Origin of the sequence: Mycolicibacterium sp. lyk4-40-TYG-92 (assembly GCF_030209435.1) — a bacterium.
In the GTDB taxonomy this organism is placed as follows: Bacteria; Actinomycetota; Actinomycetes; order Mycobacteriales; family Mycobacteriaceae; genus Mycobacterium.
The window spans coordinates 58463-75487 of sequence record NZ_JARVRX010000011.1 but is presented as its reverse complement, the minus strand read 5'-3'; the positions used below and the strand labels follow the sequence as shown (position 1 = coordinate 75487).

General features: G+C 65.0%; 18 protein-coding genes. 13 read left to right on the top strand and 5 right to left on the bottom strand.

Annotated elements, in window-relative coordinates; genetic code table 11:
• Positions 1–31 precede the first annotated feature (31 nt).
• From QRN63_RS17280 to QRN63_RS17270, 3 genes are read left to right on the top strand one after another with little or no spacing between them, the layout of a single operon-like run.
• On the top strand, positions 32–937 hold the full coding sequence (locus QRN63_RS17280) for an NHL repeat-containing protein (RefSeq protein ID WP_285031951.1): 906 nt from the start codon (positions 32–34) through the stop codon (positions 935–937).
• Positions 934–1638, top strand: a complete 705-nt coding sequence (locus QRN63_RS17275) for an esterase (RefSeq protein ID WP_285031949.1) — start codon at positions 934–936, stop codon at positions 1636–1638. The genes QRN63_RS17280 and QRN63_RS17275 overlap by 4 nt, the downstream gene beginning before the upstream one ends.
• Positions 1639–1698: 60 nt before the next feature.
• Positions 1699–3162, top strand: a complete 1464-nt coding sequence (locus tag QRN63_RS17270; RefSeq protein WP_285031947.1) for a bifunctional phosphatase PAP2/diacylglycerol kinase family protein — start codon at positions 1699–1701, stop codon at positions 3160–3162.
• Here QRN63_RS17270 and QRN63_RS17265 read toward each other — a convergent pair.
• Positions 3159–4892, bottom strand: coding sequence for an acyl-CoA dehydrogenase family protein (locus QRN63_RS17265; protein WP_285031945.1), 1734 nt, complete (start codon positions 4890–4892; stop codon positions 3159–3161). The genes QRN63_RS17270 and QRN63_RS17265 overlap by 4 nt on opposite strands.
• Positions 4893–4964: 72 nt before the next feature.
• Positions 4965–6137, bottom strand: a complete 1173-nt coding sequence (locus QRN63_RS17260) for an aromatic ring-hydroxylating oxygenase subunit alpha (RefSeq protein WP_285031942.1) — start codon at positions 6135–6137, stop codon at positions 4965–4967.
• A 111-nt stretch (positions 6138–6248) separates the two neighbouring features.
• Here QRN63_RS17260 and QRN63_RS17255 point away from each other — a divergent pair, with 111 nt between their 5' ends.
• The 3 genes from QRN63_RS17255 (at position 6249) to QRN63_RS17245 (ending at position 8606) form a co-directional block, all read left to right on the top strand.
• Entirely contained in the window at positions 6249–6869 is a 621-nt protein-coding gene (locus QRN63_RS17255; RefSeq protein WP_285031940.1) for a TetR/AcrR family transcriptional regulator, read from the top strand.
• Between the two features lie 78 nt (positions 6870–6947).
• On the top strand, positions 6948–7493 hold the full coding sequence (locus tag QRN63_RS17250) for a pyridoxamine 5'-phosphate oxidase family protein (RefSeq protein WP_285031939.1): 546 nt from the start codon (positions 6948–6950) through the stop codon (positions 7491–7493).
• A gap of 357 nt (positions 7494–7850) precedes the next feature.
• Entirely contained in the window at positions 7851–8606 is a 756-nt protein-coding gene (locus QRN63_RS17245; RefSeq protein WP_285031937.1) for a hypothetical protein, read from the top strand.
• Positions 8607–8693: 87 nt separating this feature from the next.
• Here QRN63_RS17245 and QRN63_RS17240 read toward each other — a convergent pair whose 3' ends face one another.
• Positions 8694–8942, bottom strand: a complete 249-nt coding sequence (locus QRN63_RS17240) for an Rv2628 protein family (protein ID WP_285031936.1) — start codon at positions 8940–8942, stop codon at positions 8694–8696.
• A 63-nt stretch (positions 8943–9005) separates the two neighbouring features.
• Between QRN63_RS17240 and QRN63_RS17235 the strand changes: the two genes are divergently transcribed.
• Positions 9006–9563 (top strand): sugar O-acetyltransferase, encoded by a 558-nt coding sequence (locus tag QRN63_RS17235; protein WP_285031934.1) that lies wholly within the window; start codon positions 9006–9008, stop codon positions 9561–9563.
• 6 nt (positions 9564–9569) lie between these two features.
• Here the strand turns inward: QRN63_RS17235 and QRN63_RS17230 are convergent, their stop codons facing one another.
• Positions 9570–10208 carry an O-methyltransferase gene (locus QRN63_RS17230; protein ID WP_350224454.1) on the bottom strand — a complete coding sequence of 213 codons (639 nt, stop codon included), beginning with the start codon at positions 10206–10208 and terminating at the stop codon, positions 9570–9572.
• Positions 10209–10269: 61 nt separating this feature from the next.
• On the opposite strand from QRN63_RS17230, the gene QRN63_RS17225 reads away from it, so the two are divergent.
• From QRN63_RS17225 to QRN63_RS17200, 6 genes are all read left to right on the top strand, one after another.
• The gene (locus tag QRN63_RS17225; protein ID WP_285031930.1) at positions 10270–10932 is read left to right on the top strand and encodes a TetR/AcrR family transcriptional regulator; all 663 of its coding nucleotides are present in this window, start codon (positions 10270–10272) and stop codon (positions 10930–10932) included.
• Between the two features lie 46 nt (positions 10933–10978).
• The gene (locus QRN63_RS17220; RefSeq protein WP_267315989.1) at positions 10979–11242 is read left to right on the top strand and encodes a hypothetical protein; all 264 of its coding nucleotides are present in this window, start codon (positions 10979–10981) and stop codon (positions 11240–11242) included.
• Between the two features lie 67 nt (positions 11243–11309).
• The gene (locus QRN63_RS17215; protein ID WP_285031929.1) at positions 11310–12401 is read left to right on the top strand and encodes a TIGR03857 family LLM class F420-dependent oxidoreductase; all 1092 of its coding nucleotides are present in this window, start codon (positions 11310–11312) and stop codon (positions 12399–12401) included.
• A complete protein-coding gene (locus tag QRN63_RS17210) occupies positions 12394–13083 on the top strand; it encodes a TetR/AcrR family transcriptional regulator (RefSeq protein ID WP_285031928.1) in 690 nt (229 codons plus the stop codon). Before QRN63_RS17215 ends, QRN63_RS17210 begins: the two co-directional genes overlap by 8 nt.
• 102 nt (positions 13084–13185) lie before the next feature.
• Entirely contained in the window at positions 13186–13533 is a 348-nt protein-coding gene (locus QRN63_RS17205) for a hypothetical protein (protein WP_267315992.1), read from the top strand.
• Positions 13530–14987 carry a DUF7059 domain-containing protein gene (locus QRN63_RS17200; RefSeq protein ID WP_285031925.1) on the top strand — a complete coding sequence of 486 codons (1458 nt, stop codon included), beginning with the start codon at positions 13530–13532 and terminating at the stop codon, positions 14985–14987. The genes QRN63_RS17205 and QRN63_RS17200 overlap by 4 nt, the downstream gene beginning before the upstream one ends.
• A 14-nt stretch (positions 14988–15001) precedes the next feature.
• On the opposite strand, the gene QRN63_RS17195 is transcribed toward QRN63_RS17200, so the two are convergent.
• The gene (locus QRN63_RS17195) at positions 15002–16780 is read right to left on the bottom strand and encodes a PE-PPE domain-containing protein (protein WP_285031923.1); all 1779 of its coding nucleotides are present in this window, start codon (positions 16778–16780) and stop codon (positions 15002–15004) included.
• Positions 16781–17025 lie beyond the last annotated feature (245 nt).

Sequence of the window (17025 nt, the reverse complement as noted above, 5' to 3'; positions counted from 1 at the left end):
CGATCTCCACGCTCACGCTGGGCGCGAGCTGATGAGGCGACTGATCGGCACGCTGTTGGTGGTCGTCGCCGGCATCACCGGATGCAGTCACGCGTCTGCTCCGACGCCTGAACCGGCGACCCCGGCAGCACTCACCCAGTCGGTGCTCCCGTTCACGGGCCTGAACGGACCCTACGATGTCGCGGTCGACGCGGCGGGCAACGTGTTCGTATCCGACATCCCAGCCGGGAGGACCGGATCCAATCGGGTGATCGAGTTGCCTGCCGGCTCAAGTACGCAAAAGGTGCTGCCGTTCACGCGCGCCACCGTGATGACGGATCCGTCCGGGCAGGTGTGGGTCATCGACGGCGGACAGAGCCCGAGCCATCTGGTGAAGCTCGCGCACGATGGCGAGCAGCAGACCGTGCTACCAGTTCCCGATCTCGGCCGCGCCTACCGAGGCGTGATTCAGGCTGTCGACGCCGCAGGCGGCCTCTACGGCATGATCGGCGGCGGAGAGTCATCCGGCGGCGGATGCTGTCTGGCGGTTCAGGTGGCCAAACAGGCGCCGGGATCAAACACCCCCGAGGCATTGCCTTTCCAGCACATGAGCTTCGCCGCCGGCATGGCCGTCGACGCCGCCGGCAACCTGTATGTCGGAGACGCCGGCGGCAAGCGCGTCCTGAAGTTGGCACCAGGGGCTAGCAGTCCGGCTGAGCTGCCGTTCCACGCACCCCGCAGCGTCATCAACATCGCGGTCGACGCGAAAGGCGCGGTGTATCTCGTTGACGGACAACAGAATCAAATCCTGAAGCTGGACCCGGGATCGAACACACCAAGGGTGCTGCCGTTCACCGGACTCAAAGGTCCCGTCAGCGTGGCTGTCGACGCGAAGGGCGCGGTATACGTCGTCGACGACGGCAACCGCCGTATCGTCAAACTCGAGGGAGTCCGATGACCAAGCGAAAGTTGTTGCCTGCGCTCATCAATGCAACTGCCCTGATCGGCACGCTGGTCTTCAGCGTTCCCGCGGTGGCGCACCCCGGGACACCGGGATGTGCAGATCTCGGTGGGACGGTCGACGCGGAGCACGCCTGCCATATCCATACCGAAACCTCCACGTACACAATCGACATCGGCTATCCGCTCGACTATCCCGACCAGCAAGCACTGACCGATTTTGTGACGCACGACAGGGATCAGTTCGTGGATTTCATGGCTCAGACACGGCCGAGAGATGTTCCCTACGGACACGGATTGAAGCCGCACACATACCGGTCGGAAGCTTCGACGTCCGGTACCCAAAGCGTCGTCTTCGATGTGTACGACGACACCGGCGCCCACCCCGTGACCGGATTCAAGGCGTTCAACTACGACCTGGGCGCACGCAGTGCGATCACGCTCGCCACGCTGTTCAAGCGGGGCACCGACCCGGTCGCGACACTGGATCCGATCGTCCAGCGCTACATGAACAAGCGTCGGCAGAGCACCTTGGAACCGCCGCCGCACAACACGCTGGGGGCCGAGGTGTATCAGAACTTCGCGATCACCGACGACGCGATCATCTTCTACATCGGCCAGGGCATGTGGCTACCCGAAGTCGACGGGCCGCAGCGCGTGCCCGTGCCGCGCTCCGAACTCGCGGCCGTACTGGCCTGATCACAGAGTCATCGGCTCCACGAAGGTTGAACTCCCGTCACAACGGATACTTTGGGCGCCATGGACGTGCACGCGATCGGCAAGGGCCTGGGGACGTTGGACCGTGAGGTCTTCGAAGCGATCGCCGAGTCACCGAGCCCATTTCTGGACTCCGTGATGCCGCGACTGACCAGGGCCGCCGACCATTCCAAGCTGTGGTTCGCCATCGCGGCCGGGCTGGGCGCGTTCGGGGGCGCGTCGGTCAGGCGCGGCGCCGCGCGCGGTGTCGTCAGCCTCGCGGTGACCAGCCTGGTGACCAACCAGGTGGCCAAGCGGATCTGGCGGCGGCCGCGGCCGGACCATAGCCTGATTCCGCTCCCGCGCCTTAGCCGACGCATGCCGACGTCGCACTCGATGCCGTCAGGCCACTCCGCGAGCGCCGCCGCCTTCGCGGTGGGCGTCGGTCTGGAGTCCGCATCGGCCGGCCTTCCGTTGGCGCTGCTCGCGGGCCTCGTCGGGCTGTCGCGCGTCGCGACGGGTGCGCACTATCCCGGCGACGTGTTCGCCGGATTCGGCATCGGCGCCGCGATCGCGGTCCTGGGCGCCCGCATCGTCCCGCCCATCCCGACCACCACCTTGCCGACGTCGGATCCGTTGCGGTTCCACACCGAACCCCGACCGGAGGGTGCCGGCGTGGCACTGGTGATCAACCCGCGGTCCGGTGACGGCACGGGCGAGCGGATCCTCGAGGAGGCCCGAAAGGCCTTGCCACGCATGGAGATCGTCGAGCTCGGCAAAGACGACGACATCGAGACGGTGTTGCGGGAGACGGCCAAACGCACCGAGGTGCTCGCCGTCGGTGGCGGCGACGGGACGGTGGCATGCGCGGCGGGCGTCGCCGTCGCGGCAGGTGTCCCGCTCGCGGTGTTCCCAGGCGGCACGTTCAACCACTTCGCCAAAGACATTGGGTGCGAGTCGGTGGCCCGGACCGTCGAGGCGATCCGGGAGGGCTCGGCGGCATATGTCGACCTGGTGTGCCTCAACGAGGAACGCATGGTGATCAACACCGCCAGCATCGGCGCCTATCCGAAGTACGTGCGGATGCGCGAGAAGCTCGAACGCCGAATGGGTAAGCCATTGGCCGGGATATGCGCGCTGTATCTGACGATGCGCCGGGAAGGTCCGGTGCGAATCAGCTACGACGACAAGACACTTGAGACCGAACTCTTCTTCCTGGGCAACTCGACGTACTTCCCGTCCGGGTTCGCCCCGTCGGTACGGCCGCGCCTCGACGACGGTCTGATCGATGTGCGAATCCTGGAATCCGGGCGGCGGTTCAGCGCGCTGCGCATCGCGACAGCCGTGGCGTTCGGCCGGCTGGAACGCAGCCCGCTGTACCACGAGCTGCAGGTGCCGGAATTCCGCTTCACTTCCGTCGACGGGCCGACCACCCTCGCCCATGACGGCGAGGTGGGCGAGGCGCTCAGCGAGGCCAGCTTCAGCGTGAAGTACCGGGCGCTGCCGGTGTTCCGCCCGCTGCCCTAGGGCCGCATCTCGTACGCACCGTCGTACGCCGCGACCTGTTCCCAGACCCGGTCGAAACGACCCACGTCGGCGACCGGCTTGCGGATCGCCGTCAACGCCCACTCCTGTTGCGCCACCGTCGAACTCGGCTTGCCGTGCAACGCAACGGCATACGACGAGAAGTCGCGGACCTGGAAGTCGAAGATCTGATCCAGCAGGTCGTGGTCGAGCCCGGTCAGTTCGGCCTGCTCGAGGATCAGCTGTCCGTAGACGACGAGCGTGAACAGGTGCCCGACGACGAGAACGAAGTCGAGGTCGCGCTGTTGGTCGGCATCGGGTGCCGCGGTCAGCAGCAGGTCTTTGAACGCCTGCACCTGCTCGTAGAAGCGGGCCACATTCGGGACCTCGAGGTGCCGCTCGTACACCGGCGCCCAGTCGGCGAACTGCACTTTGGACGCGCCGCGCGCGGGTCCCTGCGCCCAGAAGAACACGTCGTCGGCCGCGTCGTCGCGGGTGCCGATCTCCGGATAGCCGGCCGGGTTGAACATGTAGTTCGGCATGAACTTCAGGATCTGCGCGACGTTCACGTGCACCGTGCCCTCGAGCCGGGGCAGGGCACCGATCAGGCGGTTGACCTCGCTGAAGTAGGTGTTCTTCTCGAATCCCTTGGCGGCCAGCACATCCCACAGCAGGGTGATGACCCGCTCACCCTCGGAGGTGACCTTCGATTTGGTCACGGGGTTGAACAGCAGGTACCGGCGGTCCTCGAGACCGGCGCTGCGGAAGTAGTCGATCGCGCGGTCGCTGAACAGCTTCATCGCGATCAAGCGGGCGTAGACGTCGACGAATGACGCACGCACATGCGGGAAGTCGGTGACCGGGTTGCCGTAGAGGATGCGGTTGTTCGCGTGCGTGATCGCCTCGTAGAACGCGTGCTCGCACATCCCGATCGAGCCACTGCACAGGTTGAACTTGCCGACGTTGACGGTGTTGAGCGCCGCCGAGAACGCCTCCGGCCCGGTGCACAGGATGTCCTCCTCATGCACCGGATAGTCGTTGAGCCGGAACGTGCTGACGAACATCTGGCCGTGCACCACGTTGTCGATCAGCTGGTAGTTCTCGTGGCCGCTGTCGGCGACGAACCACACGTAGCCGTCGGGTCCATCGACATCGGTGCGGCGCGAGAACACCGACACCATGCCCGCCACGTTGCCGTTGCCGATGTAGTACTTCTCCCCCGACGCCCGGAACACCACGCCCTCGTCGGATGTCGGGGTCAGCAGCATGTCGGTGTTGTAGATGTCGGCGCCATGCTCGCGTTCGGACAACGCGAACGCCATGACGCCACCCGCCTCGAGCTGCGCGGCGGCCCGCTCCTTGGCCTTGATGTTGTCGCTCTGCCAAATCGGGCCGAGGCCGAGGATGGTGACCTGCTCGGCGTACCAGTACGCGAGCCCGTAGAACCCGAGAATCTCGCTGAGCACGGCGTTGCGTGAGGTGTCCCAGCGCTTGTTCGGATCGCCGTCGGCGAACTCCGAGGGCGTCAGGAACGTCGCGAAAATGCACTCCTGCTTGATGAAATCGAGAAAGTCGGCGACCCAGGTCGCGGCGAGATCGTCCTGCAACAAGCGCACCTTGCCGCGCTCCTCGAACCACTCGATCAGCGCCCGCAGCTGGCGCCGCGTCTCCGGATCGAATTGCTGGGGGTCGAAGTCGTTCGGGTTGAGCAACAGGCCGCGAGAGTTCGGCATGGGCACCTTCTTCGGTCCGGATTTGGCACGAATCTAGCGCGCGCGTGCTCGCAGTACGGCAGATTGAGCGTCTTATTGAAGCGCCACACCGAGCTCCTCGGCGAACACTCTGATCATGTGCTGCACGCCAATCTCGTTGCGGCCGATGAGCATGTGATCGTGCTGGCCGTGCCGCACACCTTCACCGCACTGGGGCAGCATGGCGAAGTCCTCGTCGACGACCGCGGCGTGGACATTGTCGTACACCTGGTCGTAGACCGCGCGCATGTCGTCGTCAGTGGCCGGCACGCGCCCCATCCAGCTGTGCCGCACCGAGCATCGGGTCGGTTCCCCGGCCGGCAGGATGTCGATGATCTCGACGCCGATCGGGCTGTTCGCCAGAATGAGGTTGGGGTAAATCCAGTAGATGACGCCCATGTTCTGGTGTGGGTCCCACGACCCGGTCGGGTCGTCCGCGAGATTGGTGACCCAGTTGAACGGAAAGCCGATGCGATGGTGCTTGCCGTACTCGTCGTAGACCCCGGTGTTGGGCAGGGTGTTCTGTCCAATCACGCTCTCGCCGTGAACAAATGGGAAGTGATACCCCTCGGCGAACGCTTCGAGGGCGCCCTTCCACGACACTTGGGACTCGAACTCCTTCTCCGTGTGGTAGCCGTATGAGGCATAGTTCATCAGCTCGAGTTCCGGCCCGATCGACCCGAGGTGGCCATCGACGTCGATGGCGCCGCCGGCCGTCAGCACGGCCCAGATGAAGCCGTGCCGCTCCTGGCTCGGCAGCTCGACGAGTCCGTAGTCGGCCTTGTTCATCGAGTCGAACCCCGCCTTGCCGGGAACGGTGAACAGTTCGCCGGTGTTCTTGTAGCTCCACGCGTGGTACGGGCAGGTGAACCGTGCGGCGTTGCCGGCTCCGCAGGCGGGCTTCGCGCCGCGATGGCGGCAGTAGTTGAGGAACACGTGCCCGACGCCGCCACGGTCGCGGGTCACCAAGAGTGAGTCACCCAGCACCGAGCGCACGACGTAGTCGTTGGCGTTGGGAATCTGGGCCGACGGCACGATGGCAAGGGGTACGCGGCGCAGCACCTGCGACTCCTCGATCTCAGTGATCTTCGGATCGCGGTAGTAGTGCAGCGGCACCCGCAGTTCGCGGTCGGCCATGTCCGTCGTTTTGTCGATGGCGTGCCGCAACGCGCGCCTGGTCAGTTCCTCGTCCTGATTGCTGACCGGTCCTTCGGCGATCGCCGTCATGGCTGACCTCATTTCACGTTCGGGAATATTCGGACCATACATCAGTCATACTATGTATGGTCAAGACTCGGTGGCATTCGGCCATCTGCGGCGGGATGGAAGTATGCGGTGATGCGCAGACACGGTTGGTCTGGTGACATTCCCGTCGACGACGAGGAGGCGGTTCGCCGTATCGTCAGCGCGGCCCGCTCATCGATCGACGAACGAGGCTCGGTGAGCGTGTCCGACGTGGCCACCGAACTCGGCATCACCCGGCAGACCGTGTATCGCTACTTCCCCACCCTCGACGCGTTGATGACCGGCACCGCGCTCTCAGCGGTGGAGGGCTTTCTGGACCGATTGGCCGAAGACCTGCAATCGATCACCGACCCCACCGACGCCGTGATCGAAGGCATCGCCTACACCTTGGAACAGCTCCCCAACGACCGCTACTTGAGCTTGGTCATGCACCCCGGCAAGGCGAGCGCGTTCGCGGCGGGCGTCACCTCCGAAACGGCGATCTCGTTCGGTCGATCGATCCTCGAGCGTTTCCAAGTCGATTGGTCCGCAGCCGGTTTCAGCGGCCCGCAACTCGACGAGCTTGTCGAGTTCATGCTGCGCCAACTGCAGTCGTTCATTCTGGATCCCGGTGGCCCTGATCGACACGGAGAGGAGCTACGCGCCTTCCTTCGCCGTTGGGTCGCTCCCGCAGTCCAGATGCATCACGACGCAGCCGCCGGCACAGCTCCGTAGCCGTGGCGGGACGGCGACTCCATCCCGTCATCTGAAACTCAGTCGCCCGCGGCCTCTTCGGCGTGCAAGCATGCCCACATGGCCAAGCAGTTCCCGGAGATCACCGACCGGTTCAGCACCTTCATCGCCGCGCAGAGCGTGTACTTCGTGGCGACGGCGGCCCGGGACGGCCGGGTGAACCTCTCCCCGAAGGGCTTGGACTCGCTCCGGGTCCTCGGACCGAATCGGGTGGCCTGGTTGAACCTGACCGGAAGTGGCAACGAGACGTCGGCGCACCTGCTGGACAACCCGCGGATGACGTTGATGTTCTGCTCGTTCGATCGTGAGCCGCTGATCCTGCGGTTGTATGGCACCGCCAGCGAGATCGCACCCGGCGACGCGGACTGGGACGAGCTCTACAGCCAGTTCCCGCCCCACATCAGTGCCCGGCAGATCTATGACCTGAGCGTCGACCTCGTCCAAACCTCATGCGGATTCGGCGTGCCCCTCATGTCGGTCGAGTCCGAGCGCGTCCTGCTCGACACCTGGGGCGAGAAGAAGGGGCCGGAGGGCGTCGCGGAGTACTGGCAGCAGAAGAACCTGTCGAGCATCGACGGCAGGCCGACGAAGCTGGCGTCGGGCTGATTCAGCCGGCGCGGGCGTCGGGGGCATCGTTCCGCAGGGGTGCGTCCTCCGCCGCCTCCGTGTACCCAGCCGAAGCCGGGCCAATAGGGCGTCTAGTTTGCTGTGTCGTCTGTTCGGGTGAATCTGGCTCCGTTTGCCATATTTTCGTTCCCGTTCCATTGTCCGCACCCGCGTACGTCTGATATCTATTTGGAACCCAGCTGTCTTGGCGGTCCCTGAATGGAAGAAGGACGCGTGAATCGGCACACAGAAAAGTTTGCACCGATAGGTTCTGGGTCCAGGGTTCACGACTTCGCTGAGTCTGGCCAATTGCGGCGTCCGCGCGCGAGTCTCCGGACATGCAGCACGATCGCGGCGATGGGCGCTGCGGGCGCCCTCCTAGCCATGGCGTTGGCGGCGCCGGCCTACGCGGATCCGACCGCCACCGTCAAGGTGAAAACCCAGCGCATGTCGGACGCCAACTTGAGCTCGCACCAGGACGGTTGGTACAACGCCGGTGACAAGGTGGCGCTGGTGTGCTCCCGACGCGGCCAGCCGGTGAAAGGCTTTTTCAGCTTCAACATTCCGGGCGGCTGGGACAACCTCTGGTACAAGACCTCCGACGGGCATTTCGTCGCCGATGTCGACATCGAAACCGGCACCCTCAACGACGTATCCAGCGACTGCGGCGCCGACGGCGGAGCCGCTGCGCCGCCGCCGGCCCAGTCGTCGTCGAAGGCAGCCAACGCGGTCGCCTGGGCCAACAGCCAAATCGGCTCCGACGCTTATGACTTCGCTTGCGGCAAGTTCGTCGCCAACGCTTACGGTCAGCCCGCGCTCGGCGCCCCGTCAGCGTTGGCATTCCACGACCGGCTCGCCGGCCAAGGCAAGATTCATACCGACGGCAACCCGCCACCCGGGGCCCTGGTCTTCTCCGTCAGCGACATGGACGTGTGGAACGGAGTGCACCAAGGCCACGTCGACATCGCCCAGGCCGACGGCACCTTCGTTTCCGGCGGCGTCAGCCCGAGGTACCGCGGCCTGGCCGGCGCCGGTCACACCGTGCAGGTCCTCGCGAACTGGAACCCCACCCCCGGAGCGACATACCTCGGCTGGGCTGAAGCCCCCTGGTAACGCCTGACGCCCAGTTGCGTTGGGGCCCCGAGGGAACAGGAACGCATTTGTCGGCGTAGCCGAATCACCAGCCGATCGGGGCTTTCGCTACGCGACCATGACGTCGACCGACAGCCGCTCCCCGAGGGCGTAGACGGTCGGCCAATCCTGATTCTGGGCGGCCGATTCCAGCGCATCGATCAACGGGCTCTCCGCACCCAGTTCCGCCAGCCACGACGACACGGTGGCGGCGATCTGCTCGCCGGGCACCTCTTCGGCACGGCGGCCGTGCAGACGGTCGACCACCACGAAGGTCGGCGCGGAGGGGCGCCGGCGGCGGAAGTCGATGATGCTCATACCAATTCAACGAATCAGACGTCAAAAAGGTTCATACGGCCGGACGCGCCTAACGTGGGTCCCATGGCTCGTTCGATGCGCGACCGCATGCTCGCTGGTGACCTCTACCTCGCCGATGACCCCGAACTGATCCGCGAATCGAAGCGCGCGCAGCAGCTCACCCACCGGATCAACGCGCTCGATCCCACCGACACCGAGGAACGCAACCGCCTGCTCCGTGAACTCCTGGGCGCATTCGGCGACGGCAGTGAGATCCGGCCGCCCCTGCAGTGCGACTACGGCTACCAGACCACGATCGGGGCGCGCACATTCGCGAACTGGGGGCTCATCCTCCTCGACGTCGCGCGGATCAGCATCGGTGACGATGTCCAGATCGGACCCAATGTGCAGCTGCTGACGGCGACCCACCCGCTGGACCCAGGTCCTCGCCGCGACAAGTGGGAAGCGGCCGAACCGATCGTCATCGGCGACAACGTGTGGCTCGGCGGCGGCGTCATCGTGTGCCCCGGCGTGACGATCGGCGCGGACACCGTCGTGGGGGCCGGTTCGGTCGTCACGCGCGACCTGCCGCCGCGCGGCGTCGCCGTCGGCTCGCCGGCTCGGGTGATCCGGCAGCTGTAGGTCGGGCTACACCCGAACGGTCAATTCCATGCCTTTGTCGAGGGGAATCGGGACACTGACGTAACCACTCGCCGGCGCGTTGACGTAGTCGCGATAGACGTGGTGAGGGTCGAGCCTGACGTTGTCGCCGAGAATCAGCGCGCCGGGTGCCAACACCGGCTCCAGTACCTTCAGCACCGGCAAGTCCAAGTCGGGCCAGCCGTCGAGAAGCACGAATTGCACTGGTTCCCTGACGGTTTCGAGAGTCGTGCGAGCGTCGCCTTCCAGAATCGTGATCAAGTCGGCAACCCCCGCCTCGGCGAACGTCGCGCGGGCAGCCGATATCTTCTGCGAACTCATCTCCGTGGTGATGATCCGCCCGACACCGTTGTCCCGGACTGCGGCAGCCAGGTGCAGGGTGGAGATGCCATAGGACATCCCGTACTCCACGATCGTCGAGGGCTTCAGTGCACGAACCAGGCTGTAAAGCAGTCGGCCCGAGTCGGGAGCCACCGAAAGATAGAAGTCCTGGCAAATGTCAGCACGTTCTCCGATGTCATAGTCGGTCGGCGAAAGCCCTTGCCGCCGTTGGTCATCCAACTGCGCATCGGCGAAGAGTCGATCGATGATCGAGGCGTATTCCGGTCGGTTCAAAGTTGAGGTCATGCGCCTACAGTAGACGCAACGTTGCGTCTACGCTAGGCCTACGATGGTGTTCAATCGAGCCATGGCAGACGCGCAACCGCACCACGGAAACCGGCACGGTCGCAGTGAAGCTGCGCGGGAAGCCGTACTGCGCGCAGCAGACGATCTGCTCGCCGAAAAGGGCTTTTCCGGGGTCACCATCGAAGGCATCGCCAAAGCGGCAGGGGTCGCCAAGCAGACCGTCTATCGCTGGTGGGGCTCCAAGACGGAAGTCCTCATGGACGCATTCCTCGAAGATGCCGCCGCAGCTTTGGAGCCACCCGATACCGGCCGCCTGGACTCCGATCTGCGCGCACATCTACGCGATACCGCGCACTTCCTGACCACCGATGACGCGGGCGTCGTCTACCGGGCGCTCATCGGACAGGCCCAGCACGATTCGGAATTGGCACAGACGTTTCGCGCCCGCTACCTCGATGATCAGCGCGCCCGCGACCAGAAACCGTTCCTTCGCGCCATCGAACGCAATGAGCTACCCCCCGACACCGACGTGGCCGCCCTGGCCGAGTGGCTCGTCGGCCCGATTCACAATCGGGTGATCGTGACGGGCGAACCGATCGACGACACGTTCCTCGACACTGTTGTGGACATCGTTCTAACAGTGTCGACAGCACCTCCAGTCCAGGCCGTCGGCTCGCCGGCGCGGGTCATCCGCGCCCCACGACACGATTCGAAGCCAAACTAACCAATTGGCCATGCGACCAATTGACCGTCATGTAAATATGATCGGCGTGACTGAAGATGCCGATGCGGCACAAGCCCGAGCGCTGCGCGCGGAACTGCGCAGGCATGCCTGGGACCTCGCGTCCAGGCTGTCCCGGCTCGAGTCGCTGCCCGATGCGGCGGCGTGGTCGGAACGGGCACGGTCCATGCGGCGGCTGGCCCGCGACCTGCGTCGTGACCTCGACGAGGCCCGGTTCCTGATCGACCGCATCCACGCGAGGTTCCCGAGCATCGACGCGGCGGCCGCCTCTGCCGATGTCCCAAGTTATTGAGAACCTTCATTGACAATTGCCACTGAGATGGTTAACAGTGCTAAGCGTCTCCGATGAAAGGCGCACCATGAGCACGCAGGACCAGCTCAATGAGCTCGGCTACTACGCCGTGACCCGGCATCCCGCGGACGCTCGCGTGGTGCTGCCCGAGGCCCGGGATGCCGAGGCGCTCGGGTTGGGGTCCTGCCACATCGGCGAGCGCTTCACCGTGAAGGACGCCGGCGTCCTCAGCGGCGCGGTGGCAGGTGCCAGCACGAGCCTGGGTATCGCACCGTCGACCAATCACCACACCCGCCACCCCACCGTCACCGCGACCATCGGGTCGACGATGCACGCCCTGACCGAGGGCCGCTTCGCCATGGCGTTCGGCCGCGGGATGGGACCGTACTGGCAGGCGATCGGTCTCCCGGTGGTCACCGAGTCTCGACTGCGCGACTTCTTCGGCATCCTGCGCCGCCTCTGGGCCGGCGAGATGATTCTCGACCATGATGGCCCGGCCGGAAAGTGGCCCATGCTGCGCCACGTGAACGGCCTGGAGGACGGCCCCCCGATCGGCCTGGTGGCGGTCGGCCCGAAGACCATGGAACTGGCCGGCGAGATCGCTGATTTCGTTGTGCTGCATACGTTCTTCTCTGACGAGGCGACCACGAATTCTGTGGCGGCGGTACGCCGCGGCGCCGAGAAGGCCGGTCGGGACCCCGACAGCGTCCGAATCTGGGCATGTCTGGCGACGGTGCCTGATGCGTTGTCCAAGGATGACCAGATCCGGCGCGGTGTCGGACGGCTCGCGACCTACCTGCAGGCGTATCCGGATGTCCTGGTCTCGGCCAACGGCTGGGACCGGGCGACGTGGGACCGCATCCGGCAGTCGGACCTGTTCACCGATGCCGCGACGGCCGGACCGATCGACGCCAGTGCGTCATACGAGACGCTGCAGCGGATTGCCGAACTCATCCCCACCGAGTGGCTGGCTGCCGTCGCCAAGGGCTCACCGCAGGAATGCGCGAAAACCATTGCCCGCCAGTACGATCTGGGCGTGCACTCGGTGATCATGCACGGTGCCAGCCCGCATGAGCTGGCGCCCGTCGTCCAGGCGTATCGCGCCGACCGGCCGACGCTGCACCGGGCCGTCGCGGCGAATCCGGGCCGATTTGCCTGAGCCCGCGGCGGGCGACTCTCCGCAGGCAGCGCTTGCCCGCGAGCAGTGGCAAGCTGTCGTCACGGAGTCGGGCGCCGGCACCAAACTGAACAAGCGGGGCCTGGAAACCCGGGCCCGCCTGCTCGACGTCGCCATCCGCTGCCTGGCCGACAGCGGTGGCGAACCGGTATCGGCAAACCGCATTGCCAAGGACGCGGGTGTCACCTGGGGCACAGTGCAGCACCAGTTCGCCGACCTGGACGGGCTCTGGGTCGCGGTGATCACCGAAATCCACTCCCGGAGTTGGGCTTCCGGACCCACGACGTCCCGCAGCGGGACGCTCCGCGAGCGGGTGGAAGGGGCCATTGAATCCGTCTGGCGCTACCTGGAAACCACGGAAGGACGGGCCCTGACCGCGCTGCGCACGTCACTGCCGGCGCGACGGTCCGACATCGCCGCTGAATATCCACGCACCGCAGCAGCTTTCGCGGCCCGCGAGCTCGACTGGATTCAAGGTTTCGATTATCTGATGGACGGTCTCGAGGTCGACCCGGAACAGTTGCACCGGGTGCGGTGCCTGCTTCCCGCCGCGATCCGGGGTCTCAGCAACGAACGGCAGATCGGATTCACATCGGATCTCGACGTCGCCCGAGCGGCGTTGACCGACGCCGTCGTGGCGTTGTTGAGCCAGCCCGACACCTGAGCGCCAACCATACGAGCATATTTGTCTAGGTTCGGTTGCAGGTCGGCTGATAAAGTCTGACCTGCAGGTTTTTTGCATCGTGTAGCTCATCGGGAGGCTGCCATGGCTAGCGAGAAATTGAACCGGACCGTCACCTTGTCGTTGGTTGCGCTGGCCGCCACCACAGGTGTCACGTTGGCCACCGCAACACCTGCGTCGGCCGCGCCAGCAACCTGCGAAACGGGGTGCGACGTCGGCGGCGTCGATACCGCCCCGCCCCCGTTCTTGAAGCTGAACGCACCGTTCGTGAAGTTCTGGAACATGCAGAAGGTGAACTTCCCGTTCATGAAGTTCGACAACCTGCAGAAGTTCGACAACTTGCACAAATTCAACGTCTTCCAGAAATTCAACGTCTTCCAGAAGGGCGACGTCGGTCTCACCCTGTCGACCAACAGTCCGTTCCACAAGTGACTGCCGCCGGCGCACGGCTGCTCGAGTGCGCCGCGGACCTCGGCAAGGTACTGGCTGCTGCGCGCTACTCGCCGAGCGGGCTCGGTGGGGGTCGCATCGCGCCGAATCCCCTTGAAGCCGTTGGACTGGCGCACCGCCTCGACCCCGGCCCACTGGCCACCCTGGTGCGGCTGTTCCTGGCTGGTTTAGCGGCGCCCAGCGCCGAGGCGGCGGAAGCACTGCACCCATTGCCCCTCGACGACCTGGTCGACGCCGGCCTCCTCACGTCCGGCGACGACGAGGTACATGCGACCGTGTGCATCGGGTGGGCCGACGACATGCTCGTCGCCCACGACTGGCAGGACGGGCGTCCGACCGGTCGAGACCACGTCGTCGCCGTCGCGCAGGCCTCGATGACGTTGGCGGATCTCACGGTGCGCCTACCTGGCGTTGACGCACTCGACGTCGGTACCGGCGGCGGTGTGCAGGCGTTCCAGGCTTCCAGCCATGCGTCCACCGTGCTGGGCACCGACGTCAACACCCGCGCCTTGCGGCTGGCTGAGTTCAGCGCCGGCCTCAACGGCCTGACGAACGTCGGCTGGCGCGAAGGCAGCCTGCTGGAACCCGTCGGCGAACAGACCTTCGACCTGATCACCGTGAACCCGCCGTTCATCATCTCGCCCGACAACACGTACTTGTGGCGCGATGCCGGGCAGGCGGCCCGCCGGCCCGGCAGCCTGGGCCAACAGCTGGTGCATGACATCGTGCCGCGGCTGCGCGCCGACGGCTGGGCCACGATGCTGGCGAGTTGGCCGCATCCGGCAGACGGTGACTGGGTGGCGCCGGTGCGCTCGTGGTTCGCGGGATCAGGTTGCGACGCTTGGGTTCTGCGGTTCGCGACACATGATCCCGTCGAGCACGCCGAGACCTGGCTGGTGCAGAGCATGCGTGCCACCGCCGATTTCGCGGCCGCCCTCGACCGCTGGCTGAAGTTCTACCGCGACCAGGGCATCGAAGCGCTGACGACCGGCGCAATCATCATGCAATGCAATGGTTCTGGCGCTGAAAACCTGTGGACGGACGACATGCCCGGCTCCCCCACCGGCTCGGCGAGCGACCAGATTCAGCGGGTGTTCGCGCACCGCCGAAGGCTGGCTCGCGTGACCGGGGACAACCTGCTCGACGCGGTACTGACGCCGCTGCCGGGCAACCGGTTGGATCAATCCTTGTCCCGTGGTGACGGCGGGTACGAACCGGCGCCGACACAGCTGTGGACGCTGCCCGGGCTCAGCGTGTGCGCCACGGTGTCGCCGGTGGCACTGCCGGTGATCCTGGAACTCGACGGGCAACGGCCACTTCGCGACCTCATCGCTGCCGCCGCAGACGCGACCGGTTTCGATCTCGATCAGATTCGTACCGACACCCTCGCCGCAGCGACCCGGCTGCTCGAATTGGGTTTGGTCGACTGGACTTGAGATCGGCGCGGAGCTTACTTCGCGGTGCTGACTGACGTCGTGCCCGAGGTCGACGAGCCCGTCGTCGAACCCGAGGTCGACGAGCCCGTTGTCGTGGAACCTGCGGTAGTCGAGCCAGAAGAAGTGGGGCCTGTGGCCGATCCCGTCGTCGTAGAACCGGTCGTCGTGGAGCCAGAAGTGGTCGAGCCTGCCGTCGACCCGGAGCTGGTTGAACTTGAGCCGGTCTTCGGGGTAATGGCAGTCGTGGAGGTCAACTTGGCCCTGCCGCTCACCGAAATGGTTGTGCCGGCGACTGTTTGACTCGTCGTCCCGGAGGTCGTGCCCGACGTGGTCCCCGATGACGTGGTGCCGGAGGTCGTGCCCGGGACCGACGCGGAAAGGGTCTTCGGAGCCAGCGGTGCCTTGCTGGTCGGCTTCGACGTTGTCGCGTTCGCCGCAAGCGGCGCGAGCGGTGCGGGGATGCTGGCAGCCGGCGTCGACAGTGACACTGCGGTCGCGAATGGGTCCTGTGTGGGCAGGCCGGGAGGCCGGGTGCCGGTGATGTCGCCGACGAAGTCTTTGAAGCCTTGAATCGTCGAGTTGATGAGATCCGGTGCGAGTGTCAGCACCTTGCCCGGATTCAGCGGGACGATGAATTGGAACGGCATGGGTTTGCCGTAATCGCTTCGGTCATATCCGGTTTCGATCAGCACCTTCAGGTCCGGCTGGATCAGGTCCGCGAATGGCCGCACGAAATCGGGCAACCCGGTTTTCTTGCTGATCTGTTCACCGATATAGCGGAAGGGCGCCAGGATGGGCAGGTCGACCGTGTTGAACGTGAGGTACGTCGTGTCGCCGTGCACCTGGCAATTGACGGCCGACGGGCACAGCCCCGGGTGGCCAGAATCAGAAGCCAGCTGCGCCAGGGTGATGTCATTCTGGAAGTCCGTCACCGAATATCCGTACGGGTGGGTGCCATTCGCATCCTGCGTAGCGTCGTGCGGCGTCGGATAGGTCGGATGGATGAAGAACAAGCCCGCTACCGCATTGACGTCCGCCAGCACGTTGAGCGGGTAGGCCGGAAGGTCCGAGACGCCGTCGTACTGGATCACGATGTCCGTGGTCTTGATCCCGACGTCCGTTCGGGCCGGGACACCAAACGTGGCGTCGAAGATCGGCAACGTCCACGGACCGAAGAGTCCAGGCCGTACAAAGAGGCCACCATTGGGTCGCTGCGGATTGGCTGCGAGCGCAAACTGCAGCTGGTCCTTCGCAGGCAACGGCATGTTGGGGAATTGGGTCGCCAGGTTGGGATAGATGTTCTTGAAGTAGCTGGCCACCGTCGCGCCCTGCGAGTAGCCAGTGACATTGAAATCGTCGGTGGCACGAGTGGGATCGCTCAAGTACTGCTGGGACAGGGTCTGAATCAGGCCGGGGTATTTATCAGAGCCCACCGGGCCGAGGCCGAACGGCGGGGCCGCCGGTCCGTGGCCCAATATGCCGTTGGTCCCGTAGATACCGCTATTGACCGACGCGTTCCAGGTGGGCTGTTGCCACTGATCGGCACCGAAGATGACGAGCGGCCAGAAGGACGCGTAGTAATCGACCTGCTGCGGTGTCGTACAGGTGACGTAGAGCGCGCACGTCGGATTCACCGGGATGACGAAGTTCGAAACTTCGCGGTTGGTGAATTCCGTTGTCGGGGTAGGATTCCCGGTGCCGGGAACAGCGATCGAAAATTCAGCGGCCCAACCGACCGGTATCAGGAATGCCGATGTCAGGACCAACAACATCGATCCCAACACAGCCGTCATAACTATTGCCAAAGAACCCATCAACCGGCGCATGTCAGCCCCTCCCGACGGCGATCAAGTGGCAAATACGCTACGTCGGCATATATCGCCTCCAGGGCAAAAAGTCGAGACATTACGGAAGTTCACAGCAACCACGTCAAGCGCAACGAAGACAAGACTACTTACGGCGCTTTTTAAAGGTACGTACGTACGTATTCCTTTCTCGACCGCACGGCAATTGATCTATTCGGCAAACTCAGCGACGC

What these genes read in the sequence shown, in the direction of transcription:
- QRN63_RS17275 (WP_285031949.1), top strand. Translation starts at nt 934, where the DNA reads ATGACCAAGCGAAAGTTGTTGCCTGCGCTCATCAATGCAACTGCCCTG.
- QRN63_RS17260 (WP_285031942.1), bottom strand. Translation starts at nt 6,137, where the DNA reads ATGACGGCGATCGCCGAAGGACCGGTCAGCAATCAGGACGAGGAACTG.
- QRN63_RS17255 (WP_285031940.1), top strand. Translation starts at nt 6,249, where the DNA reads ATGCGCAGACACGGTTGGTCTGGTGACATTCCCGTCGACGACGAGGAG.
- QRN63_RS17235 (WP_285031934.1), top strand. Translation starts at nt 9,006, where the DNA reads ATGGCTCGTTCGATGCGCGACCGCATGCTCGCTGGTGACCTCTACCTC.
- QRN63_RS17225 (WP_285031930.1), top strand. Translation starts at nt 10,270, where the DNA reads ATGGCAGACGCGCAACCGCACCACGGAAACCGGCACGGTCGCAGTGAA.
- QRN63_RS17250 (WP_285031939.1), top strand. Translation starts at nt 6,948, where the DNA reads ATGGCCAAGCAGTTCCCGGAGATCACCGACCGGTTCAGCACCTTCATC.
- QRN63_RS17270 (WP_285031947.1), top strand. Translation starts at nt 1,699, where the DNA reads ATGGACGTGCACGCGATCGGCAAGGGCCTGGGGACGTTGGACCGTGAG.
- QRN63_RS17240 (WP_285031936.1), bottom strand. Translation starts at nt 8,942, where the DNA reads ATGAGCATCATCGACTTCCGCCGCCGGCGCCCCTCCGCGCCGACCTTC.
- QRN63_RS17265 (WP_285031945.1), bottom strand. Translation starts at nt 4,892, where the DNA reads ATGCCGAACTCTCGCGGCCTGTTGCTCAACCCGAACGACTTCGACCCC.
- QRN63_RS17205 (WP_267315992.1), top strand. Translation starts at nt 13,186, where the DNA reads ATGGCTAGCGAGAAATTGAACCGGACCGTCACCTTGTCGTTGGTTGCG.
- QRN63_RS17230 (WP_350224454.1), bottom strand. Translation starts at nt 10,208, where the DNA reads ATGACCTCAACTTTGAACCGACCGGAATACGCCTCGATCATCGATCGA.
- QRN63_RS17245 (WP_285031937.1), top strand. Translation starts at nt 7,851, where the DNA reads ATGGGCGCTGCGGGCGCCCTCCTAGCCATGGCGTTGGCGGCGCCGGCC.
- QRN63_RS17215 (WP_285031929.1), top strand. Translation starts at nt 11,310, where the DNA reads ATGAGCACGCAGGACCAGCTCAATGAGCTCGGCTACTACGCCGTGACC.
- QRN63_RS17195 (WP_285031923.1), bottom strand. Translation starts at nt 16,780, where the DNA reads ATGACGGCTGTGTTGGGATCGATGTTGTTGGTCCTGACATCGGCATTC.
- QRN63_RS17280 (WP_285031951.1), top strand. Translation starts at nt 32, where the DNA reads ATGAGGCGACTGATCGGCACGCTGTTGGTGGTCGTCGCCGGCATCACC.